The following is a 25,448-nucleotide window of genomic DNA, read 5'->3' as shown; positions in this document are numbered from 1 at the left end:
TGTGTTGCTTGATGATTTTTTGTGGCTGGAGAGCTTTTTGTGGCGAGGGGATTTAGCGAAACGTCGCACCGCCCCGCTGGGCTGCGAAGCGGCCCCAAAACCATCCACTGAGGTGTATCAGCGAGAGGCCGTTTTCCAGGTTTGCGACTGCTTCGCAGTCGAACGGGGATAAATCCCCTCGCCACAGTATTCAAGGGTCACAAAGGTAATTGTACCCCCATGATTTTCAGGACCGTAGCCAATGCATGAGCATCCGCTGCAACGCTTCTTCAAATCCCTGCGCGAGCGACCGGTGTTCGCCTGGGAGCGCTATCAGATGCGCGACGTGTTGGTGATCGATCATCCGCTGTGTCAGGCGGTGTTCAGTCGGCAGGGTGCGCAGTTGCTGCACTTTCAGCCGCGTGGGCAGAAGCCGTGGTTGTGGTGCGCGGCGAAGTGGCCGCATGTCGGCGCGATTCGCGGTGGCGTGCCGGTGTGCTGGCCGTGGTATGGCCGTCATCCGAGCGAAAACGCCTGGCCGTCCCATGGTTGGGCGCGACTGCTCGACTGGAAACTGCTCGACAGCAGCAGCGCCGAAGACGGCGTGCGCCTGCACTGGCAATTGCAGCTGTGCGATTGGCAGGTCGACCTGCACGCGCACCTGGGCGAACGCATGGAATTACGCCTGAGCACCGAGCATCAGGACGACATGCCGTGTCAGTTGAGCCAGGCTTTGCACGCTTACTGGCGTATAGGCGATGTTGGTGAGATAGCGCTGTCTGGGCTCGAAGGCGCTCAGGGTTATGACCAGTTGAATCGTCAGGTTTGCCAGCAGGAAGGCGAGTTGCGGGTCGATGGCGGCTGTCAGCGGGTGTTCCAGCATGACGGCGAATTGCAGCTCAAGGATCACGCCTGGCAGCGCGAGTTGTGCATCGATACCGGTGACAGCGGCGACACCGTCGTCTGGCATCCCGGCGCGCGGCCGTTACTGGGGGTAAGTTGGGACGAGATTTCCGAATTCGTCTGCGTGGAAGCAGCGGCGGGCGGCACGGACAGCCTGCACCTGGCGCCGGGGGAGAAGGCGCATTTGAGTTTGCAGGCGTGGGCGGCGGCTTAGTGCGTCAAGTACACCGATACCCTCACCCTAGCCCTCTCCCAGAGGGAGAGGGGACCGAATGTGGGATGCTCAAGAATTACGCCGACGTGAAAGTGCAGTTCTGAATCCATAATCGACTGGATATTTCAGGTCAATGTACCGCGCAAGACACCTCGGTCGGCTCCCTCTCCCTCCGGGAGAGGGCTGGGGTGAGGGGGCTTTTGATCTTTAGTTGAATTCATCCCCAACCGGATACCGGCTGGCATTCAAACTCTCTTTGATCTTGCGCAGATGCGGCTGGAAATCCACGCCACGGCGCAGGGTCATTCCCGTTGCCAGCACATCCAGCACGGTCAACTGAATGATCCGCGAGGTCATCGGCATATAAATGTCGGTGTCTTCCGGCAGCGGAATGTTCAGGCTCAAAGTACTGGCCTTGGCCAGCGGTGAATTCTCCGCTGTCAGGCCCAAAACCGAAGCGCCGTTCTCCCGGGCGATTCGCGCCACTTCCACCAGTTCGCGGGTACGCCCGGTGTAGGAAATGATCACGAACAGCTCGCCGGTGTGCGCCACCGAGGCAATCATCCGCTGCATCAGCACATCGGCGTGAGCAGTGACAGCGAGGTTGAAGCGGAAGAACTTGTGCTGCGCATCCAGCGCCACCGGGGCCGAAGCGCCGAGGCCGAAGAAGTGGATCTGCCGAGCCTGGATCAACAGGTCGACGGCGCGGCTGATCAGGTTCGGGTCGAGCGCCTGGCAAGCGCTGTCCAGGGAGGCGATGGCGCTGCCGAAAATCTTCTGCGTGTACGCCTCGGGATTGTCATCGGCCTCGACCGCGCGGCTGACATACGCCGCACCACTGGCCAGGCTCTGGGCCAATTGCAGCTTGAGTTCGGGGTAGCCGCTGACACCGAACGAACGGCAGAAACGGTTGACCGTCGGTTCGCTCACCGAGGCGGCCTGGGCGAGGGCGGCGATGCTGAAGCGGGTGGCCTGCTGCGGATTGAGCAGAATCACCTCGGCGACCTTACGTTCGGCCTTGTTCAGCTCTTCAAGGCGACTCTGGATCTGTTCCAGTAAATTTCGCACGCGGTCCATATGGAATTCCTGATTCACCGACGCAAAGTTGCGTCGGGCTATGCAAATTGGGCCTTTGATATGGCCCGTGACGGTGGCCTATCCTACTGATGCGTCCGGGCGACCACCACTCGGATTGAGTATTCTGCGAAAATGTTGTGGTTATTACTACATTTTCCCTTGAGTGATGCCTTGAAAAAAGGTATTTGTAGCTTAACTTGATAAAAGAACAAACATCATGCCTTCCATTACGGTTGAACCGTGCACCTTTGCCTTGTTCGGCGCGCTTGGCGATCTGGCCCTGCGCAAGCTGTTTCCTGCCCTGTATCACCTTGACGGTGCCGACCTGCTGCACGAGGACACGCGCATCATCGCGCTGGCCCGTGAGCCCGGCAGCGAGCAGCAGCACATGGCGTTCATCGCCGCCGAATTGCGCCGTTATGTCGGCAAAGAGCTGAACGAAACCGTGGCAGAGCGCTTCCTCGCGCGCCTGACCTATCTGCACGTCGACTTCCTCAAGGCTGAGGATTACGTGGCGCTGGCGGAATTGGCCGGCAGCAGCCAGCGCATGATTGCCTACTTCGCCACCCCGGCGGCGGTGTACGGCGCTATCTGCGAGAACCTCGAGAAAGTCGGTCTGGCCGAAAATACCCGTGTAGTGCTGGAAAAACCGATCGGCTCTGACCTGGAGTCCTCGCGCAAGGTCAACGACGCCGTCGCGCAGTTCTTCCCGGAAGACCGCACCTACCGCATCGACCACTATCTGGGCAAAGAGACCGTTCAGAACCTGATCGCCCTGCGTTTCGCCAACAGCCTGTTCGAAACCCAGTGGAACCAGAATTACATCTCCCACGTGGAAATCACCGTGGCCGAGAAGGTCGGCATCGAAGGCCGCTGGGGCTATTTCGACAAGGCCGGCCAGCTGCGCGACATGATCCAGAATCACCTGTTGCAGCTGCTCTGCCTGATTGCCATGGACCCGCCGGCCGACCTGTCCGCCGACAGCATCCGTGACGAAAAGGTAAAAGTGCTCAAGGCGCTGGCGCCGATCAGTCCGGAAGGCCTGACCACACAAGTGGTGCGCGGCCAGTACATCGCCGGCCACAGCGAAGGCAAATCCGTTCCGGGTTACCTCGAAGAACCGAATTCCAATACCCAGAGCGACACCGAAACCTTCGTCGCCCTGCGTGCCGACATCCGCAACTGGCGCTGGGCCGGCGTGCCGTTCTACCTGCGTACCGGCAAGCGCATGCCGCAAAAGCTGTCGCAGATCGTCATCCACTTCAAGGAACCGTCGCACTACATCTTCGCCCCGGAGCAACGCCTGCAGATCAGCAACAAACTGATCATCCGCCTGCAACCGGACGAAGGCATTTCCTTGCGCGTGATGACCAAAGAGCAGGGCCTGGACAAGGGCATGCAACTGCGCAGCGGCCCGCTGCAACTGAATTTCTCCGACACCTGGCGTAGCGCGCGGATCCCCGATGCCTACGAGCGGTTGTTGCTGGAAGTGATGAACGGCAATCAGAACCTGTTTGTCCGTAAAGATGAAATCGAAGCCGCGTGGAAGTGGTGTGACCAGCTGATTGCCGGGTGGAAGAAATCCGGCGACGCGCCCAAGCCGTATGCGGCCGGGTCGTGGGGGCCGATGAGCTCCATTGCTTTGATCACGCGGGACGGGAGGTCGTGGTATGGCGATATCTGATGTGCAACTGCCGACGGGTGTGACTGCCCGCGAATTCAACAGCCCGGTGCTGCTGGCTGAAGGCCTGGCGCTGAACGTTGCCAATCAACTGAGCGAGGCCATTGCGGCGCGCGGCAACGCGGTGCTGGTGGTGTCCGGCGGGCGCAGCCCGGTTGCGTTTTTCCAGCACCTGGCCAAGCAGGAGCTGGACTGGTCGAAGGTCGTTGTGACCCTCGCTGACGAGCGTTGGGTGCCGGTCGAACACGCCGACAGCAATGCCGGTCTGCTCAAGCAGTATCTGCTCAAAGGCCCGGCAGCCAAGGCACAGTTCCTCAGCCTCTACAGCGCGGCGGCCAACGTCGAGCAGGCTGCTGAACAGGCCGATCGCTTGCTCGCGGAATTGCCGCCGATTGACGTGCTGGTGCTGGGCATGGGCGATGACGGCCACACCGCATCGCTGTTCCCCGACAGCCCGAACCTCGCCGAAGCCCTGCAAGCCGATGGCACGCGCCGTTGCTGGCCGATGCTGGCGCCAAGCGTGCCGCGTCAGCGCCTGACCATGAGCCGCGCGCTGCTGGCCTCGGCCCGGCACAAGATTCTGTCGATTTCCGGTCAATCGAAACTGACCACCCTGAATGCCGCGCTGGCATCCGATGACGTTGCGGCCATGCCGGTGCGCGCGTTTCTGCAACCTACGTTAGAGATTTACTGGTGCCCATGAGCCAAGGAACAGCCGCTATGACAACCCCATCCCCGACCGTTTCCATGGCGGACAAAGTTGCCCTGATCGACAGTCTCTGCGCCAAGGCGCGGATCCTGCCGGTGATCACCATCGCTCGCGAACAGGACGTGCTGCCGCTGGCCGACGCCCTCGCCGCCGGTGGCCTGACTGCGCTGGAAGTGACCCTGCGCTCGCAGTTCGGCCTCAAGGCCATTCAGATCCTGCGCGAACAGCGCCCGGAACTGATGACCGGTGCCGGCACCGTGCTCGACCGCAACATGCTCGCAGCGGCGGAAGCGGCAGGCTCGCAGTTCATCGTCACCCCGGGCATCACCCGCGACCTGCTCGAAGCCAGCGTCGACAGCCCGATTCCGCTGTTGCCGGGCATCAGCAACGCCTCGGGGATCATGGAAGGCTACGGTCTGGGCTATCGCCGCTTCAAGCTGTTCCCGGCGGAAGTCAGCGGTGGCGTGGCGGCAATCAAGGCCCTCGGCGGCCCGTTCGGCGAAGTGAAATTCTGCCCGACTGGCGGCGTCGGCCCGGCCAATATCAAGAGCTACATGGCGCTGAAAAACGTCATGTGCGTGGGCGGTAGCTGGATGCTTGATCCGGAGTGGATCAAGAACGGCGACTGGGCCCGCATTCAGGAATGCACCGCCGAGGCCCTGGCGCTGCTGGACTGATTGTTACCCGACACTTCGTTGTGTGCTTTACGGCTTTATGGTGCGCTTGGTCGGCGCACCTTTTTTTTGCGCTGAAAAAACTGCCGATACATGCGGCGATACATAGTTACTGCACGCTGACTTTTTCACGGGGTTAATCTGCGTCCATCTTATGGAAGAGAGAACGCCTCATGGACGACCGTCAGTCTCTGACCCTTACGCCACAATCCCGTTATCAACCGAAGCAACTTCCCCTCGGCCGCCCCGCAGCTGAATCTCAAGTGCGCAATATCAGCCAAGGTGTCCAAGGCTTGCCGCTGGTCCTGCGTCTGTCGCTGGTCGATGCGATGACCAGCGAGCCGGTCATCGGCGCGCTGGTGCGCATTCAACAGCGTGTCGATGGCGACACCAGCCTGGGCGGCAGTCAATCGACCGACAGCCATGGCATCGTCCGTTTCACCAGTGTCTATCCGGACCGACTGGCGCACGGCGCTGCTTGCCTGAAGCTGAACGTATTCATTCCCGGCGACGAAGCAGGAGCGCAAGCTCACCACGAGGCCTGGGCCGGCACCTTGCACGTCCCAGGCCGCTGCGGCTGTGAAGGTGCCGCCGAGGACGCCTTGCGGTTGGTGTTGCAGCCGATCGCCGGCGCCGATCTTGAAGACGGTGCCTTCGCCTGCCAGACCCTCGGCATCGACACCTTCGCCGTGTCGTCGCAGCTTGGCCTAGAAGGCTACGAAAAAAACTCCGGAGCGCCGTTCTAGCGCAGTTGGTCCAGCGCCCGAACCAACTGCTCCATCTCGCCAGCCGTGGTGGTCAGCCCCGGGGTAATGCGAATGCACGGCCCGCACGCGGCGCCGGTGCGCACCACGGTGAACAGGTTGAACTCTCTGAGCAGACGCTCGGCCATGGCCTGCTGATCGGCATGCCGGGTGAAGCGCAGCGCGGTGATCCCGCAATACAGTTGCGGGTCGTCCGGCGTCAGCACCTCGATGCCCGGCAGGTGCCGGACCCGGCTGACCCACAGGTTGCGCAGGTAACTCAGGCGTGGGCTTTTGGCGGCGGCGCCGCCGAGCGCGTCGTGCTCTTCGAACACCAGCGGCAAGGTCATCAGTGCCGGGATGTTCGGCGTGCTGTACGAGGTCCGCGCGCGAATATCGCTGACCGGGTAATGCATCTCGCCCATGTCCGGATCGATGTCGGCGAGACGCTGCGGGGCGATATAGATAAAGCCGAGGGTCAGCGGTGCGCCGATCCATTTGTGCAGGTTGTAACCGGCGAAAGCGATGCCCAACGCTTGCAGGTCGAATTCAATCTGGCCGAGGGCGTGGGCACCGTCGAGGATGATGTCGACGCCATGCTCTTTGGCCAGCGCGGCGATGGCTTGCACGGGCATAACCAGACCGGTGCGATGGGTGACGTGGGTCAGGGCCATCAGTTTGAGTTTTGGATGGCGGACGAAAGCCTCGCGGTAGCTTTCCAGCAGGCTGTCGAAACTGGCGGGATGGTGGTGGGCAATTTCGATGACCTCAACGCCACGCTGCTTCGCCAGCCAGCGCATGGCGCCCTTGACCGTGTCGTACTCGAGGTCGCAGATCAGTACCTGATCACCCGGTTGCAGACGATTGTAATTGCGGATCAGCGATTGCAGGCCTTCGGTAGCATTGCGGGTCAGGGCCACGCTTTGCGCGCGCACGCCAATCAGTTCGGCCAGTTGCGCGCGGATTTCGAGGTTGTCGTGCTGTTCAAAGCGCTGGCGTGCATAAATCGAGTTGCTGGTGTTGATCAGCTCGATGTTGCGCTGGTACTCCTCGATCACTGTGCGCGACATGCGCCCGAAGTAACCGTTTTCCAGATTGACCGGGCCGGGCTGCACATCGTATCGGTCGGCAAAGGTTTGCCAGAAGGCTTCGTCACGGGCGCGGCGGGTGTTGTCAGGCATGGTCGGCAAGGCTCAAGAGGGAAGGGCGCGTCAGTGGCGCGGGGCGGGTTTGCCGTGTTTGGCGCGCAGCGGCTCGAGCAGGTCGGACAGGCCGTTATGGTCAATCTCCTGCATCAGCGCCAGCAGGCCACCGAGTTCACCGTGGGGAAAGCCTTCACGGGCAAACCAGTTCAGATAGGGGCCAGGCAGGTCGGCAATGATCCGCCCTTTGTACTTGCCGAAGGGCATTTCGCGGGTGATCAGCAGTTCGAGTTTTTCCGGATTCATCAGCACGCTTCATCGATTCACATCACAGCCTGGAAAATACAGGCATTCTGCATGCAGGCCAAATGACAGATCATGCAAAAAACCAGCATGCAGATGGTTCAATCTTTTGTAAGTCACTGAAAAATAAGGTTCTATTATCAATAAGCAAACTGGCACGCACACTGCAATATCCCTTGCATCTTCAACCAACCGCAAGGAATTGGAAAATGACTGACGTAAACAAAGAATCCATCTCGGTACTCAATGACCTGATCGAAACCTCCAAGGACGGTCAGGAAGGTTTCAAGACTTGCGCCGAAGACATCAAGCACCCAGAGCTGAAAAGCCTGTTTGTGACTCGCGCAGCTGATTGCGCCGCTGCCGCAGCTGAGCTGCAAGCGGCCGTTCGTTCGCTGGGCGGCGATCCGGAAACTTCCACCAGCGTGAGCGGTGACCTGCACCGTCGCTGGGTCGACGTGAAAGCCATGTTCACCGGCAAAGACGAAGAGGCTGTGCTGAACGAAGCCGAGCGCGGTGAAGACCATGCCCTGAAGGCTTACAAAGAAGCGCTGGAAAAAATCACCAAGCACAATCTGGTGGGTATTCGTGACCTGGTTGAGCGTCAGTACCACGGCGTACAACGCAACCACGACCAGGTGAAAGCCCTGCGTAATCAGGCTCGTGCGAACTCGTAAGAGTTAGTCGGCTGAAAAAAAACGCCAGCTTGTCTGGCGTTTTTTGTGCGCGTCTGGAAAGCAAAGATCGCAGCCTGCGGCAGCTCCTACAGGGGAATGAATTCCAAAGTAGGAGCTGCCGCAGGCTGCGATCTTTTCGATCAACCGATACTGATCGCCGGCAATGTCGGCAACGTCACCGTCTGCTGTTTGCGCGGCGCGAGAATCTCCGCTTCACCATCCACCACCAACTCATCACGTTGATTGAATACGCGAGTGGCAATGCGCACGCGGAATTTCGGCAGTTTCTCCAGAATCTCCAGGCGCACTGTCAGCGTGTCGCCGATCTTCACCGGCTTCTGAAAGCTCATCTGCTGACCGATATAAATGGTGCCCGGCCCAGGCAATTCGCATGCAACGGCGGCGCTGATCAGCGCACCGCTGAACATGCCGTGGGCGATGCGTTCCTTGAACATGCTGGCGGCGGCAAACTCGGCGTCCAGATGCACCGGGTTGTGGTCGCCTGACATCGCGGCGAACAGCTGAATGTCGCGCTCTTCGACAGTCTTGCTGTAGCTGGCGGTCTGGCCGACTTCGAGGGCTTCGTAAGGGATGTTGGTAACCTGGGTCATCGGTTTCGATTCCTGTGACGGATTTCAGTCAATCCACAAAAAATTATTCGCTGCGCTGCGGGCGCCGGTGGCTCAGGGCCTGGTCGATCCAGGCGAGCACATCGGCGGTCACTTCGTCGCGATTACTTTCATTGAACAATTCGTGCCGGGCCTGCGGGTAGATCTTCAGTTGCAGATGCTGGCTGCCGGCCCTGCGCAAGGCATTGGCCAGATCTGTCAGACGCTTGCCCTCGCTCACCGGATCACATTCGCCGCCAATCACCAGCAGCGGCAGGCCCGGGTCGATCTGCGCGAGATTGGACGCTTTGCTGATTTGCTGCAACCCGCCGAGCAGGTCGACCCACAGCTGATTGGTGCAGCGAAAGCCGCATAACGGGTCGGCGGCGTACTTGTCGACTTCGGCCGGATCACGGCTCAGCCAGTCGAAACGGGTGCGCACCGGTTTGAATTTATTGTTGAACGAGCCGAACGACAGCCACTCGATCAACGCACTGCGGCCCTTGCCGCCCTGACGCAGTTTTTCCAGCCGGGCAATCTGCCGGGCGGCGCGATACAGCGCCACTGGCTGGTAATTAGAGCCGCTGAGAATCGCCCCGTGCAGACTGGCACCGTGGTGCAGCAGATACGCCTGCGCCAGATAGCTGCCCATGCTGTGGCCGAGGAGGATGATCGGCACGCCGGGATGTTGCTGGCCGATGTGCTGGTTGAGGCTGGCCAGATCGCCAACCACCTTGCACCAGCCATCGTCATCGGCGAAATGGCCGAGGGTGCCGTTGTCGGCGGTACGACCATGGCCGCGCAGATCCGGGGCGTAGACGCCATAGTCTTTGTCGCAAAACGTGTCAGCGAGCCGCATGTAGCGAGCGCTGTGTTCGGCCATGCCATGGGCCAGCAGAATCACCGCTTTCAATGGCGTGGCCGGCAGCCAGCGGTTGACGTACAGGCGGCTGCGGTCACTCGCGTCCAGCCAGAAGGTGTCGTGGGTCATGGCGATTCCTTTGCTCAGCATCGCCACAGTGTATAGCGCGTCTGATCAGCTCACGCCACGGCTGGAAGATTCACGGGATCAATGAGGGCCTGCGTCATATTTGCCTCAATGGCCATAGCTGCTAGTGTCCGTGAAGCTCCGCTTTGTGCTTTTCGCCTTCCATGGACGAAGCAGAAACGACAGAAAGCGGCTCCCGGATCGGCTCAGGTAAAGAGGACAAGAACAATGCAACCTGATTTCTGGAATGACAAACGCCCGGCCGGCGTACCGCTGGACATCGACATGGGCGAGTTCAAGTCGGTCATCGAAGTGTTTGAGCGTTCCTGCAAGAAGTTCGCTGACCGCCCGGCGTTCAGCAGCATGGGCATCACCCTGACCTACGCCGAACTCGAACGCCAGAGTGCGGCGTTCGCCGGTTACCTGCAGGCCCATACCGATCTGGTGCCGGGGGATCGCATTGCGGTGCAGATGCCCAACGTCCTGCATTATCCGATTGCCGTGTTCGGCGCGCTGCGCGCCGGGCTGATCGTGGTCAACACCAACCCGCTCTATACGCCGCGCGAGATGCGCCACCAGTTCAAGGATTCCGGCGCACGCGCGCTGGTCTACCTGAATTTGTTCGGGCAGAAAGTCCAGGAAGTGCTGCCCGACACTGACATCCAATATTTGATCGAAGCGAAGATGGGCGACTTGATGCCCACCGCCAAAGGCTGGCTGGTCAACACCGTGGTCAGCAAAGTGAAGAAACTGGTTCCCGAGTATTCGCTGCCGCAAGCCACTTCGTTCAAAAGTGCGCTGCGCATGGGGCGTGGTCTGGGCATCAAGCCGCTGAACGTCGGCCTCGATGACATCGCCGTGCTGCAATACACCGGCGGCACCACCGGCCTGGCCAAGGGCGCGATGCTCACCCACGGCAATCTGGTGGCGAACATGCAGCAGGTGCGCGCCTGTCTGGCTCAGCTCGGCCCGGATGGTCAGCCGCTGTTGCGCGAAGGCCAGGAGGTGATGATCGCGCCGCTGCCGCTGTACCACATCTATGCCTTCACCGCGAATTGCATGTGCATGATGGTCTCGGGCAACCACAACGTGTTGATCTCCAATCCGCGCGACATCGCCGGCTTCATCAAGGAACTGAAAAACTGGCGCTTCTCTGCGCTACTGGGTTTGAACACCTTGTTCGTCGCGCTGATGGATCACCCTGACTTCAAGACCCTGGATTTCTCCAGTCTGAAGCTGACCAACTCCGGCGGCACCGCGCTGGTCAAGGCCACCGCCGAGCGCTGGGAGCAGATGACCGGTTGCCGTATCACCGAAGGCTACGGCCTGACCGAAACCTCGCCGGTGGCCTGCACTAACCCTTACGGCGACCAATCGCGCTTGGGCACGGTGGGCCTGCCGGTGCCGGGTACGCTGGTGAAAATCATCAATGATGACGGCGTCGAGCAGCCGCTGGGCGAGCGCGGTGAGCTGTGCATCAAAGGCCCGCAGATCATGAAGGGCTACTGGAACAAACCCGAAGCCACCGCCGAAGTGCTGGACGCCGAGGGCTGGTTCAAGTCCGGCGATATCGCCGTGATCGACCCGGACGGTTTTGTGCGCATCGTCGATCGCAAGAAGGACATGATCATCGTCTCCGGCTTCAACGTTTATCCCAACGAAATCGAAGACGTGGTCATGGCCCACCCGAAAGTCGCTAACTGCGCGGTCATCGGCGTGCCGGACGAGCGTTCGGGAGAGGCGGTGAAGCTGTTTGTGGTAGCGCGGGAGAGCGGGGTCAGCCTGGAAGAGCTGAAGGCTTACTGCAAAGAGAATTTCACGGCCTACAAGGTGCCGAAGCACATCGTGCTGCGTGAGTCGTTGCCGATGACGCCTGTAGGGAAAATTCTGCGGCGCGAGTTGCGGGATATCGCATAAAGGTTACGAGCGAAAAGATCGCAGCCTTCGGCAGCTCCTACAGGAAACGCATTCCAAATGCAGGAGCTGCCGAAGGCTGCGATCTTTTGCTTTTACACCCCATGACTACGGGCTTTCACAGGGTAATAGGATTTTTGCTCTAAAATGACCGCTGGCAAGTCTTGAGTCATCAATATGACTGTAGGGGCCTCTTTTGGCTCTGGTCGACCCTTGGCAAAGCTGCTACTCTCGGCGCGCTTTGTGACTTCTCGGCCTGTAAAACGCCGGATTCACCAATACAAAACACACACCAATAATAATCGCATCAAATGCGGTGAAGAATTCGCGTTGCTGAGGAGTGGGCTTCCATGATCGAAGACTTTTGGAAGGATAAGTACCCGGCTGGAATCGCAGCCGAGATCAATCCAGACGAGTATCCGAACATTCAGGCAGTGTTGAAGCAATCCTGCCAACGCTTCGCCAACAAACCGGCTTTCAGCAACCTCGGCAAGACAATCACCTACGGTGAGCTGTACGAGCTGTCCGGTGCCTTTGCCGCGTATCTGCAACAGCATACCGACTTGCAGCCCGGTGATCGAATCGCCGTGCAACTGCCCAACGTCCTGCAGTACCCGGTCGCGGTCTTCGGTGCCATTCGCGCCGGGCTGATCGTGGTCAACACCAACCCGCTGTACACCGCGCGGGAAATGGAACACCAATTCAACGACTCCGGCGCCAAAGCCCTGGTGTGCCTGGCGAACATGGCGCACCTGGCCGAAGCCGTGGTGCCGAAGACCGGCGTCAAGCACGTCATCGTCACCGAAGTCGCCGACTTGCTGCCGCCGATCAAGCGCCTGCTGATCAACAGCGTCATCAAGTACGTGAAGAAAATGGTCCCGGCCTATCACTTGCCCAAAGCCATCAAGTTCAACGACGTCCTGAGCAAGGGCCAGGGCCAGCCAGTGGCCGAAGCGAACCCGGACAGCGGCGATGTCGCGGTGCTGCAATACACCGGCGGCACCACCGGTGTGGCCAAGGGCGCGATGCTCACGCACCGCAACCTGGTCGCCAACATGCTGCAATGCAAGGCGCTGATGGGCTCCAACCTCAACGAAGGCTGCGAGATCCTGATCACGCCGCTGCCGCTGTATCACATCTATGCGTTCACCTTTCATTGCATGGCGATGATGCTGATCGGCAACCACAACATCCTGATCAGCAACCCGCGCGACCTGCCGGCGATGGTCAAGGAACTGTCGAAGTGGAAGTTCAGCGGTTTCGTCGGTCTGAACACGCTGTTCGTGGCGCTGTGCAACAACGAAGGTTTCCGCAAGCTGGATTTCTCCGCGCTGAAAGTTACCCTGTCCGGCGGCATGGCCCTGCAACTGGCGGCGGCCGAGCGCTGGAAAGCCGTGACCGGTTGCGCCATCTGCGAAGGCTACGGCATGACCGAAACCAGCCCGGTGGCCACGGTAAACCCGATTCAGCACATCCAGATCGGCACCATCGGCATTCCGGTGCCGTCGACCCTGTGCAAAGTCATCGACGACGCCGGTGTCGAGCAGCCGCTGGGCGAAATCGGCGAGCTGTGCGTCAAAGGCCCGCAAGTGATGAAGGGCTACTGGCAGCGTCAGGAAGCCACCGATGAAATGCTCGACAGCGACGGCTGGCTGAAAACCGGTGACATCGCGCTGATCCAGCCGGACGGCTACATGCGCATCGTCGATCGCAAGAAAGACATGATTCTGGTGTCTGGCTTCAACGTCTATCCGAACGAACTGGAAGATGTGCTGGCGACTTTGCCGGGCGTGTTGCAGTGCGCGGCGATCGGTGTGCCGGACGAGAAATCGGGTGAGGCGATCAAGATTTTCATCGTCGCCAAACCGGGCGTGACCCTGACCAAAGAGCAGGTCATGGACCACATGCGCGCCAACGTCACCGGCTACAAGGTGCCGCGCTCGGTGGAATTCCGCGACGCACTGCCGACCACCAACGTCGGCAAGATCCTGCGCCGCGAGTTGCGGGATGAAGAGCTGAAGAAGATCAAGGCCAAGTCTGCCGCGTAAATAAAAAGCCCCGCAGATGCGGGGCTTTTTGTTGGGAAAGATTGGTGATTTGCAGCGTCTGGTAAATTCTACCCCCTCACCCCAACCCTCTCCCCCAAGGGGGCGAGGGGGAAGGGAGCCGATCTTCAAGCTTTTCAGAACCTGAGTTCGGCTCGATATTTCAGGTCGGCGTATTCCGTAAGAACAACCCGGTCGGTCCCCTCTCCCTCTGGGAGAGGGCTAGGGTGAGGGGAAGGGCTGACGCCACAAATCCTACTGACGAAACGGCGCAAAATTCACGTTGGTCCCCGCCGGTCGCATGTCCTGCAGATAAGAATCCTTGTCCGCACTCAATTCCAGGCTCAGCGCCGCCTTGCGCTTGCCTTCGTTGCGAATCACCAGCCCTTCGAGCTTTTCGCGCAGGAACACCGTCGGCACTTTCAGGTGCAGCAACTCATCGGTGGCCGGGGTGTGCAGCAGCAAGTGAATCCACTCGTACTGACCGATGGCCAGACGCGACACCGGCAGGTCGAACCACCAGATATTGCGGTTGCGGTTCAGTTCGGCGAAGTGGCAGTTGTTGGTGCCGAGCACGGCGCCGCCCAGTTCCTGGTTGCGACGGGCGATGGCCTGGGTTTTATTGAGCTTCATGACATTCCTGCGAATCGGTGTGCCGGGCTCAGCGCCCGTAGGCTGAGCATTCTCGGGGCAACGCCGGCAAACATAAAGCGCAACCTGCGCGCCACGACGAAATGCCGGCAAAATAAATGAAACTCGGCGCAAAGCGCACCGGTCAATCGTTACGTAATGACTTTTCTTCCCTATATGCATCACGGAGAAACACCATGAGTAGCACAGGCGATAAAGTAAAAGGCATGGCCAACGAAGCCGTCGGTAACGTCAAGCAAGGCGTCGGCAAGGTCACTGACAACGACAAGCTGCGCGCCGAAGGCAAGGTTCAAGAGAAAAAAGGCGAAGCCCAGCAAGCGGTTGGCAACGCCAAGGACGCTGTGAAAAAAGGCGTCGACAAGGCGTAAGCGAGCCTTGAACGAATCACACGAGCGGCCATCCAAGGATGGCCGTTTTTGTATCAGAACCCTGCGGTTATCCGCCGAAGGATCGCCAAGTAGGCTACCTTGAGGTAAAAAACGGCCCCTGAGTCGCCACGACTTCAACCTTTTGCGGCGCAAGGAGACGCGAATGATATTTCCGGACATGAAAGGTCTGCCCCTGCACCGGGTGATGGTGCGCACGGTCACTGAGTTCGTCGATGACGAAATGTCGACCTACGCCTCGGCGCTGGCCTACCAGATGCTGTTCTCGCTGTTTCCGTTCATTCTTTTCCTGATTGCCCTGATCGGTTTCCTGCACCTGCCGGACTTCTTTTCCTGGCTGCGTCTGCAATCTGAACTGGTGCTGCCACCGCAGGCACTGGAGCAGGTCAACCCGGTGATCGACCAGTTGCAGCAATCCAAGGGTGGCCTGCTGTCCATCGGTATCGTGATCGCGCTGTACACCGCGTCAGCCGGCGTGCGCCTGATGATGAGCGCAATGAATGCCGCCTACGACGTGGTTGAAGGCCGGCCGATCTGGAAGCGTTTCCCGTTGTCGATCGTCTACACCGTCGGCATCGCCGGCATGCTCTTGATCGCCGCTGCGCTGATGGTGCTCGGGCCACAGGTGATGGGCTGGATTGCCGCACAAGTGGGACTGGAATACTTCATCGTCACGGTGTGGACGATCGCCCGCTGGCCGGTGATCGTGATTCTGATGATGGTCGCGGTGGCGCTGATCTATTACGTGATGCCCGACGTCAAACAGGAATTCCGTTTTATCACCCCAGGTTCGGTGCTGGCTGTGGTGGTGTGGATCCTCGCCTCGCTGGGTTTTGCCTTCTACGTGAAAACCTTCGCCAACTACAACGCGATGTATGGCAGCATCGGGGCGATCATCGTGCTCTTGCTGTATTTCTACATTTCCTCCGCAGTCCTGTTGCTCGGCGCGGAGATGAATGCAGTGATCGAGCACATGTCCGCCGAAGGCAAGGAAAAGGGCGAAAAAGCCCCTGGCGAGCCTGACGAATCCCCCAAACAACACGTCTCGGGCCTGGGGCGCGATCATTCGCTCAAGCCGGACACTGATGAAGCGCGACCATGATTCGTGAAATTCTGAAAATGGGTGACGAGCGCCTGCTGCGCATCGCCGCGCCGGTACCACCGGAAATGTTCAACAGCGCCGAGCTCTGGCAACTGATCGATGACATGTTCCAGACCATGGAAAGCGTCGGCGGCGTTGGCCTCGCGGCGCCGCAGATCGGCGTCGACCTGCAACTGGTGATCTTCGGCTTCGAACACAGCGAGCGTTACCCGGATGCTGAAGCAGTGCCGCAGACGATCCTGATCAACCCGCTGATCACGCCGTTGAATCCGTTGATGGAAGAGGGCTTCGAAGGTTGTCTGTCGGTGCCGGGCCTGCGCGGCGCGGTGGAGCGTTATCAGCAGATTCGCTACGAAGGCTTTGATCCGAAGGGCGAGCCGATTGTGCGAGTGGCCTCGGGGTTTCATGCACGGGTGGTGCAGCATGAATGCGATCACCTGATCGGCCGGCTGTATCCGTCGCGGATTACCGATTTCAGCAAGTTCGGCTTTACCGAAGTGCTGTTTCCGGATCTTGATCCCAACGCTGACGACTGATTGTCAGAACACCATCAACCCCTGTGGGAGCGAGCCTGCTCGCGAACGCGGAGTATCAGAACCAAATTCGGCGCTGACACACCGCATTCGCGAGCAGGCTCGCTCCCACAGGGTTTCAGCGTAAATCTGCGGGATTGAGTCCCATCGCAATCATCGGCTTGCTCCGCGCGTACCGGCTCAACCGCTCGGCCATCGCCTGCGGCAGCGGCGGATCGAAGCTGAACCCGCGTCGCTCATAAAACCCGCGCAAATCCGGATGGCAAAACAGCCACACCGGCTCGTCCACCTGGGCAACCGCCGCTGCGATCAACTGCGCAGCGACACCTTGTTCCCGATACAGCGGATCAACAAACAACCCCGTCAGCCAGTGTCCGCCCGAGACTGGCCGCAGACACAGCGCCGCGACGATCTCGCCGCGCCTTGCCACCCACAACTGCGCCTCGCGCACGGCTTTCATCGACGATTGGTGGCGGCGGTAGAACTTGTTCATCAGCGGCCACAACGATTCGTCGAGCTGGCTGTAGTGGATGTCAGACATGGTTCGGGCTGTCGCTGCGAAAAGCGCCGATTATAAAAGAACGCGCGCTTCGGGATAGGTGTATACCTGAACTCACACCCCTGTGAGTGGAGTACCGATCATGTCCAAAGGTATGGATTCAAAGAAAGCCGCGAAGAAGAAGCCGGCCAAGACCGCGATTGAAAAACGCGCGGAGAAGAAAGCCAAGAAGGTCGATATTTTCGGCCATTGATCAAACCATGCGGAAGCCCGGTTCACGGGCTCCCGCCTCGCTGGCGAAAACGTCCGTTTTCACCACACTGTTTCCCGCGCTGAACCGTTTCTTGTGCAAAAAATGCCAGATACTGGCCGACTAGTGGCCTTGCGCCCGGCGTTCGGCTGGCTATGCTTGCAGGTAACTAACCATGTCGACCGTCATGCCACCAGGCCGACGGCACAGGTTGGTCCGTGATTCATGCTGCCAGAGTGCGCAATTCAAGGCACCAACACTGAACCAACAAGGAGCGTCACTTAAATGGAAGTTCTTCTACGCGTTAGGGCTGGCCCGCATGCGGGCTATCAAGAAAAGGATGTCTTGATCAGAGCGTCGCTGCACGACGCATCCGATTGATCATCATTTATCACCTGACAACTTCCTCCCGTGGGGGAAGGCGTGTGCCTGTTCTGTGGAACGTAGTGATGGATCTTGCAAGACCTGAACTTTCATCAAATCAAAAGAACGCGCGGAAGGTGATACAACCATGTTCAACCTACATCACAAGGCTGACCTGCGGGAAATCGAGCGCTTCAGCTGTGCGCTGACTGAGGCCAACGCGAAAATCGAAGCGATCAGCCGCTCGATGGCGATGATCGAGTTCACTCCGGACGGCATCGTTCTCGACGCCAACGAGAACTTCTGCAAGACCATGGGCTACAGCGCCGATGAAGTGCGCGGCAAACACCATCGGATCTTTTGCGAAGAAAGCTTTTATCGCAGCGAGGACTACGCGAAGTTGTGGCGCGACCTGGCCCGTGGTGAACCGCTCAGCGGTACTTTCCTGCGTCTGAACAAGAGTGGCCGGGAAATCTGGCTTGAAGCCAGTTACATGCCGGTATTCGGTCCCGACAAACAGGTCAGAAGTGTCATCAAGGTTGCGGCGGACATCACCGCACGCATCAACAAAGAACATGAAGAAGAAGCCATGCTCGCGGCGATCGGCCGTTCCATGGCGGTGATCGAGTTTACCCCCGAAGGCCATGTCATCCGCGCCAACGACAACTTCCTGCAAACCATGCAGTACGCGCACCCTGAAATTGTCGGCCAGCACCACAGCCTGTTCTGTCATCGCGCCGAAGCCGAATCCGCGCAGTACAAGGCGTTCTGGGCTTCGCTCAATCGCGGCGAATATCACTCGCACCGTTTCGAGCGCAAGAACAAGTCCGGGCAGATGGTTTATCTGGAGGCTTCGTATAACCCGCTGTTCGACGCCAAGGGCCGCTTGTACAAAGTGGTCAAGTTCGCCAGTGACATCACCAAGCAGATGACCACCCTGCAAAACGCTGCGGAATCGGCCCACAGCACCTCGGTACAAAACGACGCCTGCGCGCAAAAAGGCTCACAAGTCGTGCAGCAGACCGTGCAGATCATTCAGGACATTTCCCGCGATCTGAACGAAGCGGCGGTGAGCATCGATGCGGTCAGCAAACAGTCGGACATCATCGGCACCATCGTCCAGACCATTCGCGGCATTGCCGATCAGACCAACTTGCTGGCGCTCAACGCCGCGATCGAAGCCGCGCGTGCCGGTGAGCATGGACGCGGTTTTGCCGTCGTCGCCGATGAGGTACGCAGCCTCGCCGCGCGGACCAGTCAGGCCACTCTGGAAATTGTCGACGTGGTGCGCAAGAACCACGACCTGTCGCTGAGCGCAGTGTCGAGCATGCAGTCGAGTCTGAGCCGAACCGGGTTGGGCGTGGAGCTGGCGAACGAGGCGGGCGAGGTGATCCTCGAGATTCAGCAAGGCTCGCGGCATGTGGTGGATGCGATCAGTCAGTTCAATGAAACCCTGCAATTGAACTGAGCTGTTTCAACGTCACCAATAACCAATGTGGGAGCGAGCCTGCTCGCGAAAGCGTTATGTCAGCCAGCACATGCCTTTCTGACACGACGCCTTCGCGAGCAGGCTCGCTCCCACAGGTGAGTCCTGTGTAGGCCGTCAGCGATGCGCAATGTTCTCCAGCGCCAGATTACGCGTACGCGGGCCGAACCAGCCGATGGTCAGCATCACGATCAGCATGCTGCTGACGATGAACGCCAGTACCCCCGGCGTGCCGAAATTATCCAGGAACATGCCGATCAGCAGACTGCTGAACACCGTCGACAAGCGACTGAACGAATAGCAGAACCCGACCGCGCGGGCGCGGATGTTGGTCGGGAACAGCTCGCTTTGATAGGAGTGATAACTGAAGCTCAGCCAGGCGTTGCAGAAGGTGATCATCACCCCGCAGAAAATCAGCCCGAAGGCGCTGGTCTGCAGGGCGAACAGGGTGCCGAAGGTCATCGCGCCGAGCGCCGAGCCGACGATTTGCCATTTGTTCTCGAAACGGTTGGCGAACTTCACAAACAGCAACGGCCCGAGCGGGTAGGCGAGGGTGATGATGAAGGCGTACATCAAACTGTGGGTGACGCTTACGCCCTGGCCTGAAAGCAGCGCCGGCAACCAGTTGCCGAAACCGAAGAAACCGATCGCCTGAAAGATATGAAAAACGATCAGCATCAACGCGCGGCGGCGGTAGGGCGGCTGCCAGATATCGGCGAAACGGCCCTTGCCTTCGACATCGACCGGCACCGGTTCCGGCGCATCCAGCGCTTTGCCGTAATCCTTGGCGCAGCGCGCTTCGAGATGGTCGAGGATCCGATTGGCCTCATCGAAGCGACCGTGTTGCGCCAGCCAGCGCGGCGATTCCGGCAGACGCTTGCGCAGCCACCAGATAAACAGCGCAAACACCGCGCTGGCCAGCACCACCCAACGCCAGCCGGACACCCCGAACGGCGCTTGCGGCACCAGCCACCACGACATCAAGGCCACCGCCGGCACCGAGAGGAACTGCACGAAAAACGCAAAGGCGAACGCCGAGCTGCGCATGCGTTTAGGGACCAGTTCCGAGAGGTAGGCATCGATCGTCACCAATTCGATACCCAAGCCGATGCCGACCAGAAAACGCATGCCGATGATGCCCAGCGCTGAGGTCTGAATCCCCATCAGGACTGTCGCCACCGTGTACCAGATCAGCGCGAAGGTGAAGATTGCCCGGCGACCGAAGCGATCCGCCAACGGACTGAGCAGACTGGCGCCGAGGAACAGGCCGAGGAACGTCGCCGAGGCAAACGCCGCCTGATCGGAGAAGCCGAACACCCCCTGACTGCCAGTGGCGAACAGGCCGTCGCGAATCAGCCCGGGACTGATGTAGGCGGTCTGGAACAGATCGTAGAGTTCGAAAAATCCACCGATCGACAGCAGCGCCACCAGGCGCCAGATGGTGGCGACGGCGGGCAGACGGTCGATGCGGGCGGAAATCTCGGCGGCGCGTACCGGGTCGATGCCGTCGATGTGCGCGGCGGCGGAAGCGTGAGCAGTCATAAGCTGATCCATTTTTTATTGATGGAAAAGCTTAGCCTGCTATCGGAATTGATGGATTGTGAATATCAGCGGTTTACCCGGTCAAACCGCTGATTTCTCGCAATATCTGCTTACGAATTAGCGATTTATGCCGCCGCGGCAGAATCCGGCAGCGCCCAGTTCGGCAGGCCGAAGATCCGGTCGAACAGCCAGTTGAACACGAAGGTGTAGCACGGGATGAAAATGATCAGTGCCAGATCCAGCAGGAACGCCTGCACCAGACTGATGTTCATCCACCACGCGATCAACGGAATCAGAAACACGATCAGCGTCAGTTGAAAGCCGACGGCGTGGGCGATGCGCCGTTTGACCGTACGGGTGCGCGAGATCTGGCGACTTTCCCAGCGCTCGAACAACGAGGTGTAAATGAAATTCCAGGTCACGGCGATACTGGTGATGATCACCGCCAGCGGCCCGGTGCTGCCCGGCGACGTGCCCGATAACAGTGCCAGACCGAGGGCCGAGAAGGTCATCCCAATCACTTCGTAGAGCGACACGTAGAACAGTTTGCGTTTCACGCCTTGCATGCAGATTTGCCTCTTTCTTGCCGAATGTTGGCCAGCAGGGCTGGCGAAGGCGGCGAAAGATAGCTTCAATAGACCTGACAGAAAAAGTCGGTAGCTTTCAGTTTTATTGATAGGTGAGGCATTTGAATTTCAGCAGCGACAGCATCGAATTATTTCTCGCGGTGATCGAACGCGGCTCGTTCTCCGCTGCCGCGCGGCAGTTGGGCAAGGTGCCCTCCGCGGTGAGCATGGGCATTGCCAATCTTGAAGCGGAACTCGGTTACCCGCTGTTCGACCGCAGTCATCGCGAGCCGCAACCGACGGCGATGGCGCAGTCGTTGGTGCCCCACGCGCGACTGATCGCCGAGCAGCTCAAGCAGCTGCAGGTGCACGCGGTGGAGCTGTCGCTGGGGCTGGAAAGCAGGTTGTCGATTGGCGTGGTTGCGGACATGGATCGGCGCCGCTTGCTGGCAGCGATCAAGGTGATTGCCGAGCGGCATCCGTTGCTCGATATCGAAGTGCTGACTGCGCCACAGGATGATGTGCTGGCGATGTTGCACACTGGCCGGGTCAGCGTGTGTCTGGCGTTTGCCGGGTTAAGCGTCAATGCGCTGGAGCGGTTTCAGTTTGTCGGCAGCGAACGCATGATCGCGACGCTGGCGGCGGACAGCCCGTTGTTGCAGGGGCGGGATGTGTTTCTCGAAGATCTGGTGCAGGTGCGGCAGATCATCGTCGCCAGCCGCGACTTGCCGATCAGCGAAACGCGGCCATTGGTGGCTGAATCCTACTGGCGTACGGACAATCTCGAGACGGCGATGGAAATGGTTGAAGCGGGATTGGGCTGGGGGAATTTTCCGCTGTCGGTGGTGCAGCCTTGGCTGGACGCGGGACGCTTGAAGCGGCTGAATTTTCGCAACATCGAAAATGGCTTGGTGCTGCCGGTGCATGCGGTGTGGCTCAAGAGCCAGCCCTTGCAGAAGGGCGCCCAGGCGTTGGTCGACCTGCTCAGCCATTGAGTTTGGTAGAGATCCCCTGTGGGAGCGGGCCTGCTCGCGAAGGCGTCGTGTCAGCTGTATCAATGCTGACTGACCCACCGCTTTCGCGAGCAGGCTCGCTCCCACAAGGGTTGTGTTTCAATTCAGCATTTGTGAAGGGTCAGGTACTCTCGCGCACCTTCAGCTCAAACCCCATATCCTCCACCGGCCGCGCCACTTTGTTGCCCGCCATTAACGTGAGCATCTGCTCCGCCGCGCGCCGGCCGATCGCCTCGCGCGGGGTGTTGATGCTGCTCAGGCGCGGCACCATGTGTTCGGACATCGGCAAATCATTGAAACCGAGGATCGCCACCTGCTCGGGAATCTTGATGCCGTTACGCAACGCTTCCAGCAGCGCACCCTGGGCCAAGTCGTCGTTGCCGAAGAAAATCGCATCAACATCGGGATGCGCCGCCAGCAATTGCAAAAACAACTCGCCACCCAGACCCACAGACGAAGCACGCGGTGTCAGCACTTCCAGATCCGGGTCGTAACGGCCTGCCTTCTGCAACGCCTTGCGGAAACCCTCACCGCGCAGCAGGGTGCGCTGGTCCAACTGCGCGCCGATGTACGCCAGACGCTTGCGTCCACGAGACAGGAGATGTTCGGCGGCAGTTTCGCCCGCGCTCAATTGTGAAAAACCCACGCAATTGACTCCGGCAGCACTGTCCAGCTCCATCATGTACACGCAAGGAATGTTGCTGGCCTCGATCATCCGCCGCGAACTTTCCGTGCGATCAAACCCGGTCAGCAAAAAGCCGCGCGGCTGATAGGCCATGTAATTGCGCAGCAGGTTTTCTTCTTCATCGCGCGAATAGTGGAAGTTGCCGATCAGCACTTCGAAGCCTTTGGGCGTCAGCACCCGATGAATGGCTTCCAGCGTGTCGATGAACAGCAGGTTGGACAGTGACGGCACCAGCACCACCACCGAATGGCTCTGCGCCGAGGCCAGTGCGCGGGCGGCGGGGTTGACCACATAGTTGAGTTCAAGCGCAGCTTTCTGCACTTTTTCCACCAGTTCGGTGGCCACCGTGCTTACCCCGCGCAAGGCGCGCGAGGCAGTGATCGGGCTGACGCCGGCCAGGCGGGCTACTTCGTTGAGGGTCGGACGGCCGGTGGTGCGGGTATTTTTATCGTTCTTGGGGGAGGTCATCGGGCGGCTTGCCAAACAAAAATCAAGGCACTAAGGTAGCGCTGTCCTGATGCAGCTGCAAATGCGTGAGCGCGGTCCTGCCTGATCTGTGCTCTTTGGCGTCGGGAACAAACCTGCTGCAACCCAAAAAAACGACAAGAAGGCGTCGGCAACTTCTGCCTGTGCACTAGAGTCATAGCTAGCAAAGGTAGCGCTGTCTGCGCGCTGAGGTGTTATATGAGTCATCCCATCACCGCCCTGGTCATCATGGGCGTTGCCGGTTGCGGCAAGACGTGCGTCAGCCAGGCCCTGTGCCATTTGAGCGGCGCCACTGCCATTGAAGGCGATACTTTTCATCCGGCCGCGAACATCGAAAAGATGAGCGCGGGGATCCCCCTGAACGACGAAGACCGCGCCGGCTGGCTCGACAGCCTGTGCGATGAACTGCGTCGCGTCGATGCCCAAGGCCAGCGCCCGGTGTTGACCTGCTCGGCCCTTAAACACAGTTACCGCGAACGTCTGCGCAGTGCCTTGCCGGGCCTGGGTTTCGTGTTTCTTGAATTGACTCCGGAAGTCGCCGCCGAGCGCGTATCGCACCGCCCGGGCCACTTCATGCCGGCGACGTTGATCGAAAGCCAGTTCGCCACCCTCGAATCGCCCAAGGGCGAGCCGCTGACTCTGCCGCTCAATGCCTCGATTCACAGCGTTGAAGAGCTGGCCCTGCAGGCTCACGTCTGGTGGCAGGCCAACGGCCTGAAACAGGCGATATGAGCATGTTGAAAAAGACAGCGCTGTCCTCCCGACTTCTGTTCAACCCGCTTTAATAACAACAACAATCCAGGAGACACCCCCCATGTTCGGCATGTCCCACGAGACGTTCCTGCTGCTCGATGCAGTGGTCACGGTAATCGGCCTGATTATCCTGATCACCAAATTCAAGATTCACCCTTTTATCGCCCTGACCATCGCCGCCGCCTTCCTCGGCCTGACTTCCGGCATGCCGATCAATACCATCATCAAGGCGTTCCAGGACGGCTTCGGTGGCGTGCTCGGTTTTGTCGGCATCATCCTCGCCCTCGGCACCATGCTCGGCAAAATGATGGCCGAATCCGGCGGCGCCGATCAGATCGCCCAGACCCTGATCCGCGCCTTCGGCAAGGACAAGGTGCAGTGGGCGATGATGTTCGCTGCGTTCCTGGTGGGCATTCCGCTGTTCTTCGAAATCGGCTTCGTGCTGCTGATTCCGCTGGTGTTCATCGTCGCGCGCCGCACTGGCGTATCGATCATCAAGATCGGTATCCCGCTGCTCGCCGGCCTCTCTGCGGTGCACGGTCTGGTACCGCCGCACCCGGGCCCGCTGCTGGCCATCGGCGTGTTCGGCGCTGACATCGGCAAGACCATTCTGTACGGTCTGATCGTCGCGCTGCCGACCGCCATCATTGCCGGTCCGATCTTCGGTACCTTCATCGCCAAGCACATTCCTGGCCACCCGAATCAGGAGCTGGTCGATCAACTGGCCCGCGAAAACGATTCGGCCAACCTGCCGAGCTTCAGCATCACTCTGGTCACCGTGCTGTTGCCGGTGTTCCTGATGCTGCTGAAAACCTTCGCTGACGTAGCGCTGCCGGACGGCAACTTCTTCCGCATCTGGATGGACATGATCGGCCACCCGATCTCCGCACTGCTGCTGGCGCTGCTGCTGTCGCTGTACACCTTCGGCTACAAGCAGGGCATCGGTTCCAACCAGATGCTCAAATGGCTCGACGCAAGCCTGGCGCCTACCGCTGCGATCATTCTGATCATTGGTGCGGGCGGTGGCTTCAAGCAGATGCTGGTGACCAGTGGCGTGGGTGACGTGATCGGCCACATGGCGGTCAGCGCGCAGATCTCGCCGATCCTGCTGGCCTGGCTGGTGGCGGCGGTGATCCGTATTGCAACCGGTTCGGCGACCGTGGCGACCATCACTGGCGCCGGCATTGTGGTGCCGGTTGTCGGCATGATTCCGGGCGTCAACCGTGAGCTGCTGGTGCTGGCCACCGGCGCCGGTTCGCTGATCCTGTCCCACGTCAACGACGCCGGTTTCTGGCTGGTCAAGCAGTACTTCAACATGACCGTGGCCGAAACCTTCAAGACCTGGACCGCGATGGAAACCATTCTGTCGGTAGTGGGCCTGGGCTTTATCCTGCTGTTGTCGCTGTTCGTTTAAGCGGCAGTTTGCAGGCACAAAAAAACCGCAATGATGCGGTTTTTTTGTGGGTGGATTTCGTG

The 25,448-nt window shown here is 59.6% G+C and carries 25 protein-coding genes and 1 pseudogene; 16 read left to right on the top strand and 10 right to left on the bottom strand.

All coding sequences use genetic code 11. From position 1 onward, the window contains the following. Positions 1 to 241: 241 nt before the first annotated feature. A complete protein-coding gene (locus tag PSH90_RS20145; protein ID WP_039758108.1) occupies positions 242 to 1,096 on the top strand; it encodes a D-hexose-6-phosphate mutarotase in 855 nt (284 codons plus the stop codon). 207 nt (positions 1,097 to 1,303) lie between these two features. Here the strand turns inward: PSH90_RS20145 and PSH90_RS20140 are convergent, their stop codons facing one another. After that, positions 1,304 to 2,164: a MurR/RpiR family transcriptional regulator gene (locus PSH90_RS20140; protein ID WP_169842436.1), complete on the bottom strand. Its 861-nt coding sequence runs from the start codon at positions 2,162 to 2,164 to the stop codon at positions 1,304 to 1,306. A gap of 226 nt (positions 2,165 to 2,390) precedes the next feature. Here PSH90_RS20140 and zwf point away from each other — a divergent pair, with 226 nt between their 5' ends. The 4 genes from zwf to PSH90_RS20120 all read left to right on the top strand — a co-directional run bounded on the left by zwf (position 2,391) and on the right by PSH90_RS20120 (position 5,983). Then, positions 2,391 to 3,857 (top strand): glucose-6-phosphate dehydrogenase, encoded by a 1,467-nt coding sequence (zwf, locus tag PSH90_RS20135; RefSeq protein WP_016773537.1) that lies wholly within the window; start codon positions 2,391 to 2,393, stop codon positions 3,855 to 3,857. After that, positions 3,844 to 4,557: a 6-phosphogluconolactonase gene (gene pgl, locus PSH90_RS20130; protein WP_305381388.1), complete on the top strand. Its 714-nt coding sequence runs from the start codon at positions 3,844 to 3,846 to the stop codon at positions 4,555 to 4,557. The genes zwf and pgl overlap by 14 nt, the downstream gene beginning before the upstream one ends. 17 nt (positions 4,558 to 4,574) lie before the next feature. Further along, positions 4,575 to 5,240, top strand: coding sequence for a bifunctional 4-hydroxy-2-oxoglutarate aldolase/2-dehydro-3-deoxy-phosphogluconate aldolase (locus PSH90_RS20125; RefSeq protein ID WP_016773539.1), 666 nt, complete (start codon positions 4,575 to 4,577; stop codon positions 5,238 to 5,240). A gap of 170 nt (positions 5,241 to 5,410) precedes the next feature. Further along, positions 5,411 to 5,983, top strand: a complete 573-nt coding sequence (locus PSH90_RS20120; RefSeq protein WP_217853017.1) for a hypothetical protein — start codon at positions 5,411 to 5,413, stop codon at positions 5,981 to 5,983. Here PSH90_RS20120 and PSH90_RS20115 read toward each other — a convergent pair. Together PSH90_RS20115 and PSH90_RS20110 are read right to left on the bottom strand one after the other, a co-directional pair. Further along, positions 5,980 to 7,161: an aminotransferase class V-fold PLP-dependent enzyme gene (locus tag PSH90_RS20115; protein ID WP_236168334.1), complete on the bottom strand. Its 1,182-nt coding sequence runs from the start codon at positions 7,159 to 7,161 to the stop codon at positions 5,980 to 5,982. The two genes, PSH90_RS20120 and PSH90_RS20115, sit on opposite strands and share 4 nt — an antisense overlap. Before the next feature lie 30 nt (positions 7,162 to 7,191). Further along, a complete protein-coding gene (locus PSH90_RS20110) occupies positions 7,192 to 7,428 on the bottom strand; it encodes a DUF3820 family protein (protein WP_003227425.1) in 237 nt (78 codons plus the stop codon). Positions 7,429 to 7,634: 206 nt separating this feature from the next. Here PSH90_RS20110 and PSH90_RS20105 point away from each other — a divergent pair, with 206 nt between their 5' ends. Further along, positions 7,635 to 8,102, top strand: a complete 468-nt coding sequence (locus PSH90_RS20105) for a PA2169 family four-helix-bundle protein (RefSeq protein ID WP_042607255.1) — start codon at positions 7,635 to 7,637, stop codon at positions 8,100 to 8,102. 140 nt (positions 8,103 to 8,242) lie between these two features. Here PSH90_RS20105 and PSH90_RS20100 read toward each other — a convergent pair whose 3' ends face one another. Continuing rightward, positions 8,243 to 8,713, bottom strand: a complete 471-nt coding sequence (locus tag PSH90_RS20100; RefSeq protein ID WP_003227420.1) for a MaoC family dehydratase — start codon at positions 8,711 to 8,713, stop codon at positions 8,243 to 8,245. Positions 8,714 to 8,756: 43 nt separating this feature from the next. After that, positions 8,757 to 9,701, bottom strand: a complete 945-nt coding sequence (locus PSH90_RS20095; RefSeq protein WP_305381386.1) for an alpha/beta hydrolase — start codon at positions 9,699 to 9,701, stop codon at positions 8,757 to 8,759. Positions 9,702 to 9,926: 225 nt separating this feature from the next. On the opposite strand from PSH90_RS20095, the gene fadD2 reads away from it, so the two are divergent. Both fadD2 and fadD1 read left to right on the top strand, forming a co-directional pair. Next, complete coding sequence (gene fadD2, locus PSH90_RS20090) at positions 9,927 to 11,615, top strand: long-chain-fatty-acid--CoA ligase FadD2 (RefSeq protein WP_024014054.1); 1,689 nt, start codon at positions 9,927 to 9,929, stop codon at positions 11,613 to 11,615. A gap of 347 nt (positions 11,616 to 11,962) precedes the next feature. After that, a complete protein-coding gene (fadD1, locus tag PSH90_RS20085) occupies positions 11,963 to 13,660 on the top strand; it encodes a long-chain-fatty-acid--CoA ligase FadD1 (RefSeq protein WP_305381384.1) in 1,698 nt (565 codons plus the stop codon). 252 nt (positions 13,661 to 13,912) lie between these two features. Here the strand turns inward: fadD1 and PSH90_RS20080 are convergent, their stop codons facing one another. After that, positions 13,913 to 14,290 carry a hypothetical protein gene (locus tag PSH90_RS20080; protein WP_016775519.1) on the bottom strand — a complete coding sequence of 126 codons (378 nt, stop codon included), beginning with the start codon at positions 14,288 to 14,290 and terminating at the stop codon, positions 13,913 to 13,915. Between the two features lie 194 nt (positions 14,291 to 14,484). Here PSH90_RS20080 and PSH90_RS20075 point away from each other — a divergent pair, with 194 nt between their 5' ends. The 3 genes from PSH90_RS20075 to def all read left to right on the top strand — a co-directional run bounded on the left by PSH90_RS20075 (position 14,485) and on the right by def (position 16,332). Beyond that, positions 14,485 to 14,676: a CsbD family protein gene (locus tag PSH90_RS20075; protein ID WP_041479186.1), complete on the top strand. Its 192-nt coding sequence runs from the start codon at positions 14,485 to 14,487 to the stop codon at positions 14,674 to 14,676. A 163-nt stretch (positions 14,677 to 14,839) separates the two neighbouring features. Then, positions 14,840 to 15,796: a YihY/virulence factor BrkB family protein gene (locus tag PSH90_RS20070; RefSeq protein WP_041479188.1), complete on the top strand. Its 957-nt coding sequence runs from the start codon at positions 14,840 to 14,842 to the stop codon at positions 15,794 to 15,796. Then, on the top strand, positions 15,793 to 16,332 hold the full coding sequence (def, locus tag PSH90_RS20065; RefSeq protein ID WP_076563914.1) for a peptide deformylase: 540 nt from the start codon (positions 15,793 to 15,795) through the stop codon (positions 16,330 to 16,332). Before PSH90_RS20070 ends, def begins: the two co-directional genes overlap by 4 nt. Before the next feature lie 115 nt (positions 16,333 to 16,447). On the opposite strand, the gene PSH90_RS20060 is transcribed toward def, so the two are convergent. Beyond that, the gene (locus tag PSH90_RS20060) at positions 16,448 to 16,870 is read right to left on the bottom strand and encodes a GNAT family N-acetyltransferase (RefSeq protein ID WP_236168337.1); all 423 of its coding nucleotides are present in this window, start codon (positions 16,868 to 16,870) and stop codon (positions 16,448 to 16,450) included. Between the two features lie 719 nt (positions 16,871 to 17,589). On the opposite strand from PSH90_RS20060, the pseudogene PSH90_RS27600 reads away from it, so the two are divergent. After that, positions 17,590 to 18,318: pseudogene (locus PSH90_RS27600) on the top strand (PAS domain-containing protein); the annotation flags it as partial. A 51-nt stretch (positions 18,319 to 18,369) separates the two neighbouring features. Further along, on the top strand, positions 18,370 to 18,909 hold the full coding sequence (locus PSH90_RS27595) for a methyl-accepting chemotaxis protein (RefSeq protein ID WP_223259141.1): 540 nt from the start codon (positions 18,370 to 18,372) through the stop codon (positions 18,907 to 18,909). A 135-nt stretch (positions 18,910 to 19,044) separates the two neighbouring features. Here the strand turns inward: PSH90_RS27595 and PSH90_RS20050 are convergent, their stop codons facing one another. After that, on the bottom strand, positions 19,045 to 20,469 hold the full coding sequence (locus PSH90_RS20050; RefSeq protein WP_258707100.1) for an MFS transporter: 1,425 nt from the start codon (positions 20,467 to 20,469) through the stop codon (positions 19,045 to 19,047). Positions 20,470 to 20,594: 125 nt separating this feature from the next. Continuing rightward, positions 20,595 to 21,035, bottom strand: coding sequence for a PACE efflux transporter (locus PSH90_RS20045; RefSeq protein WP_305381381.1), 441 nt, complete (start codon positions 21,033 to 21,035; stop codon positions 20,595 to 20,597). Between the two features lie 122 nt (positions 21,036 to 21,157). On the opposite strand from PSH90_RS20045, the gene PSH90_RS20040 reads away from it, so the two are divergent. After that, a complete protein-coding gene (locus PSH90_RS20040; RefSeq protein WP_150637513.1) occupies positions 21,158 to 22,030 on the top strand; it encodes a LysR family transcriptional regulator in 873 nt (290 codons plus the stop codon). Between the two features lie 139 nt (positions 22,031 to 22,169). Here the strand turns inward: PSH90_RS20040 and PSH90_RS20035 are convergent, their stop codons facing one another. After that, on the bottom strand, positions 22,170 to 23,201 hold the full coding sequence (locus tag PSH90_RS20035) for a LacI family DNA-binding transcriptional regulator (protein WP_024014046.1): 1,032 nt from the start codon (positions 23,199 to 23,201) through the stop codon (positions 22,170 to 22,172). Between the two features lie 216 nt (positions 23,202 to 23,417). Between PSH90_RS20035 and PSH90_RS20030 the strand changes: the two genes are divergently transcribed. Both PSH90_RS20030 and PSH90_RS20025 read left to right on the top strand, forming a co-directional pair. Further along, positions 23,418 to 23,951: a gluconokinase gene (locus PSH90_RS20030; RefSeq protein ID WP_041479197.1), complete on the top strand. Its 534-nt coding sequence runs from the start codon at positions 23,418 to 23,420 to the stop codon at positions 23,949 to 23,951. An 82-nt stretch (positions 23,952 to 24,033) separates the two neighbouring features. Further along, positions 24,034 to 25,386, top strand: coding sequence for a GntP family permease (locus tag PSH90_RS20025; RefSeq protein ID WP_016773551.1), 1,353 nt, complete (start codon positions 24,034 to 24,036; stop codon positions 25,384 to 25,386). Positions 25,387 to 25,448 lie beyond the last annotated feature (62 nt).

Source organism: Pseudomonas sp. FP1762, assembly GCF_030687105.1.
Classification (GTDB): Bacteria; Pseudomonadota; Gammaproteobacteria; order Pseudomonadales; family Pseudomonadaceae; genus Aquipseudomonas; species Aquipseudomonas siliginis.
This window is presented reverse-complemented; position numbering and strand designations above follow the sequence as displayed.